Annotated in this window: 1 protein-coding gene; it reads right to left on the bottom strand. The window is 61.1% G+C overall.

Features of this window, described 5'->3' with window-relative positions; all coding sequences use genetic code 11:
• On the bottom strand, nt 1-4,722 hold a 4,722-nt coding region (locus VFN25_RS06930), incomplete at its 3' end, for an MBG domain-containing protein (protein WP_325140211.1).
• Between the last annotated feature and the right edge of the window lie 35 nt (nt 4,723-4,757).

Below are 4,757 nucleotides of genomic sequence, written 5' to 3'. Positions count from 1 at the left end.
CTGGATCAGGATCACTTCGCCATTGCTGCCTTCGACCCGGGCCAGTTCGACGATGCGACCGTCACCGGCACGCGCCGCCGTCAGGTCGAGCAGCTGCAGGTTCTCGCCGCTCAGGCTCGTTGCCTGATCGGGGCTGGTCGTTGCGTTGCCATCCTCGGCGCCGTCACCACCGACCTCGAAGCCGTCGCGGAAAATCACCGCCTGGGTTTCATCGGTGGCACTGTCGTTGGCGCTGTTGGTATCCCCCGCTGCAGTCACCGTGGCCGTGGTGCTGATCACGTCGTTCGGCAGGCTCGCATCGTCCTTGACCCAGGCATTGAACAGATAGACCACACCGCCACCGGCTGGAATGTTGACCGCCGTATCGCTGAGGTTGCCGCTGCCGCTTGGCGTGCAGCTCGCTCCCGGGCTGACCTGGACACACTGCCAGCTCGGTGTCGCATTGAGCAGGGTGATCGGCAGATTGCTGGTTACTGTGGCGCCGCTGATGTCGGTGTTGCCCGGGTTGTTGACCACGATCGTGTAGGTCAAGAGCTTGCCGAACTGCACGTAGCTGCGATTGTCGGTAATGCTGATGCCGAGATCCGGAGCATCGGCGGCGACGATGTGCAGGACATCGCTGGTCTGCGGACCGGTGTAGTTCGGATCGGTGATGGTCGCGACCACGGCGTAATCTCCAATCGCGCTTGGCGCACTCGGATTGCCGTTGTAGGTCACGCTGAAGGCGACACCGCTCGGGGTCGAAGTGACCGTGGCCGGTTTCGGCGAGCCGTCGAAGGTCTGGGTCAGGTTGCTCAGTGCAAGCGTCGCGTTGGCCGGCGTGATGCTGGCCGTGTTCGTGCCACTGGCTGCGTACGTCAAGCCGCTGCACGTGGCCGTGACCGCGTAGTTGCCGACATCCGGGCCGAACACCGGCGTCACCGTGCACGTTGTTGCCGGCTCCTCGGTGATATGCGCGGTGGCGACATGGGTATTGCCGTCGTAGACAAAGCTCAGATCATCCCAACTGACCGTGCCAATGAGCGGGTCATTGGTCAGGGCGAAGCTTGCATCGGGGCTCAGGCTACCGCTGCTCGCGGTGACCGCATAGCTGCCGGCGAGGTTGTTGGCCGTGGCACTGCTCGAAACCACGCCGTTGTAGTCACTCGTACCGCTGACCGTGCCAAGCGTCGCCGAGGCGCCGCTCGCCGGTGCGGCGAAGCTCACGCTCTCACCCATCACCGCGCCGCCGAGAGCATCGACCACGCGCGCATCCAGGGTCGATGCGAAGACCGTGTTGACCTCGGTGTTCTGTGGCGTGCCCGCGTAGGCGACGATCGCGGTAGCTGCATTGACGCCGCAAGCGGCTTCACCGATCGGCGTGGCGGGCAGTGCATCCGCCACAAAGACATTGTTGCCAGAGACCACGGGAGGGTTGCCGCCGTACCAGTTCGAACCAACCACCAGATCCTGAGTCATGCCATTTCTGACGTCAGCAGTAACGCTGCCGAGGATCGCGTTGTCGAAGATGCGAATCGCACTGTTGGCCACGCCGCCGAAGAACTCGGAACTGGAAATTCCGCGATTGGCTCCCGAGACACTGTTGCAGACGAAGTCGAGGCTGGAATCCTTGTCGGAGATGAACAGTCCGGTCGCAACTCCGGATACCGTGTTGTCGCGAACCTGCATGCCACCGACATTCGTCGCCACAAACGCGTTGAAGGTACCCAGGGCCAGCGAATCGCTGATCACGTTGCCGGTGATCATGGTGTTCAACACCGAGCCATTGCCGCCATTGACCTGAATCGCGTAGGTCCGTGCGCTGTCGATGTGGTTGTCGCTGACTACCGCATCGCGAGTACCTTTGTATAGCTGGATCGCTGCTCCATTGAGGCCGGATCCATTGATGTTTGAAAACAGGTTCCCGGTAATCTGCAAACCACTCGCGGGATTGCCTTCCCCTGGCTCAAAGCGAATACCGACACCATTGGCAATATCGACCACCCGGTTGTTGATGAATTGCATGTTGTTGCGACTTGCGCCGCTCGGACCGACCGCAACACCGCTTGATGTTGTAACCGTGAATCCATCGACGACGGCACCGCTGGCGGCCAGCGTGAACACCGAGCCGCTACCTGGGTTGACCACCGTCTCGCCGGTTCCGTCACGTCCCGGATCATAGCCGGCGGTTCCGGCGAACGCGCCTTCGACGCTGACCTGCTTGTTGACCAGCGCACTCTGATTGAAGTTGCCGGCCTCGACCGAGACCTTGCCAGCGACGGACGCATAACCAATACCGGTGTTGATCGAAGCATTGGCAACCGTGTAGGTCGCCGAAGCGGGATCACTGAAGTAGTTGCGAGCCGAGCGCACGAACACGGTCGGTGCAGCCGTCTGGCTATCGACAAATCCGGCCACAGGCGCGGTGCCGGACAAGGCCAGCACATGCGCGACGTTGGCGTAGCTGTTGCCATCGCCGATGCTGAGTTTCGCCGATCCCGCTTCTTCGACCGTGTCTTCAATGTAGAACGCTGCGCTACCGATATCGGAGAAGCCGACGTTGCGCACAATGAAATCGTTGACCGGTCCGGTATAGCGAGTGGCATCCGTGGCGAGGACGCCGGCAGCCACGTTGCTCACGCTGCCACCGTTGATTTCCGTCGAAGCACTTAGCGTACTGGTGATGTTGTTGAGCAGATAACCAGCGCTTTGGCGACTGCCGACAACTGCAAGGCCATCAACCGTGTTTCCATCGATGGTCACGGTTTGTGCACCACCCATGGATTCAACCCACAGACCCATCCATAGCCCGGTTTCGCCCGCATTGGCCACGGCAGCGATCTGGTTGCCGCTGATCGCATAAGTCGAGGCCGACGAATAGAACAGGTTGTGGAAAATTCCGATTCGCGTGGCATCGATCTCATTGCCACTGATGCTCGGCAGGAAGCCGTTCGGTGCCGGGCGATGGTTGTTGTTGGTCTGCACACCCACGCGGACTTCGTCGAAAAGGTTGTCATTCACCTGCGCATAGAAGTTGTTCTGCAAGATGACGCCAACGCCCCATTGAGAAGGTGAAGTGATGTTGGCGAAGCGGTTGTGGCGGATGAGGTTGTCGCCGCTGCTACTGCTGCTGCTCTCGTAGCCATTGATGCCGGCATAAATGATGTTGCGGAAAATGCTGTTTTCGAAGCGGGTGTTGTTGCCTTGCACGTAGATGCCCACGGAGACATCCGGATCTGCACCATTGAGCGCGACTCCCGAGGTCAGAGCCGGGTTGTCGGCATCGATGATGATGCCATCGAGGCTCACATCATCAGTGTAGATGTCGACGACCGGAAAACCATACGAATTCAGGGTGAGCCCGGACTGCGCGATGCCCGGAACAATGATGGTCTCGTCAGCATCGACCGTGCTGCGCGTGCGCGCATCGACACCGGCTTGCTCACCGATGATGCTGACCGGTCGGCTGATGGCGAGGAAATCCTCGGCATACAAACCCTTGGCCACGTACACGGTGCCGCCGAGTTGAACCTGGGCCAGCGCGTCGGCAATCGTCGCAAACGCATCCTGGCCGAAGACGACTGGAATCGCGGCGCCACCATTCACCTGCGGATGAACGAAACTCTCGGCATCGCCCGGCATGTCGCCGGCAAAGTCGTCATCGACGTAGACTGAGACGGGGCGCTGGGTGATCGATGCGTAAGCTTCCAGCGTCTCGCCATGACTTTCAACGGCACCTTGCATACCTGCGGACGCGCCAGTGAAGGAGAGAAATTCGCCCGAAGGCTCTTGCAGACTCGAGATGTAGGCAAAACCGTTCTGGATCTCGGTTGCGTAGGCGACGCCATTGACCGCATCAAGCGCCTGCATCGCGAACGAGGTGGTCTGTGAATCCGCATTCGCGTCGATGACGCCGCCAGGCGCCGTGGTGCTGCCGACGAAGCCACCGGAAGGTGCCTGGTAGGCGAGCAGCATGCTGGCCAGCTCGGTTGTGCTATTGGCGGCAGCCCATTTGCCCGTGGTCGGATCGAGATCGACGCCGGTCACGGCCGAAGCCCAGATTGCCCCGGTCAGCCCGATCACGTCGAAGGTGGTGTGTGGGCCGTCGGACGCGTTCAAGCTGTCAAGGATGCCTTGCATCATGGCGTCGCGGGCCACCGTTTCGCCGGCCAGCTGCGCGGCAATCGCGGTCTTGGACAGGTCCCAGGCGGCCAGATCGGGATAGCCCTGACCGGTGCGTGAAGATACCACCGCGTCGGCGAATCCTTGCGCATCCAGGTCGCTCGACGCGCCATAGATTCCTGCACTCAATCGACTCCAGAATTCGTCATCGACGAAGGTCGCGTATTGCGCATCACCGCTGTCGATCGAAAGCTGTTCCAGAAACAGCGGGTCGTGGGTAGCAAACCGGTGATGATTGTCGGGATAGGTCATGCCCGATACACAGCCGTTGATCATGCAATCGCCGTTGGCCACTGCGGCAGCAAGGTCGGCGGCATTGCCGCTGCGCTCCCAGGCGCGCAGCAAGCCGAGTGCGGACGCGCCCTGGGTGTTGCTTGTCGCAACGTCGCTCGGTGTCCAGGGAAATGCGCCGGCAGTCGGCCCGGTTGATATCTGCTGGCCTCTGAGCCAGCTCGCGGCATTGTCGCTGACCGCATCAGCCTGAGCCGCCGTCGCCAGGATCAAACCGGCGACCGCCAACATGACCTGGATTGCGCGCCCCAGGCGCGTGACTGGATTCATCGAATGCATCGTGCGTTCCTCGCCCATTCAGAAAT

It is taken from the genome of Dokdonella sp. (assembly GCF_035703485.1).
GTDB lineage: Bacteria > Pseudomonadota > Gammaproteobacteria > Xanthomonadales > Rhodanobacteraceae > Dokdonella.
Note: the sequence above shows the minus strand (reverse complement) of the source record. Positions and strands in the feature narration are given on the sequence as shown.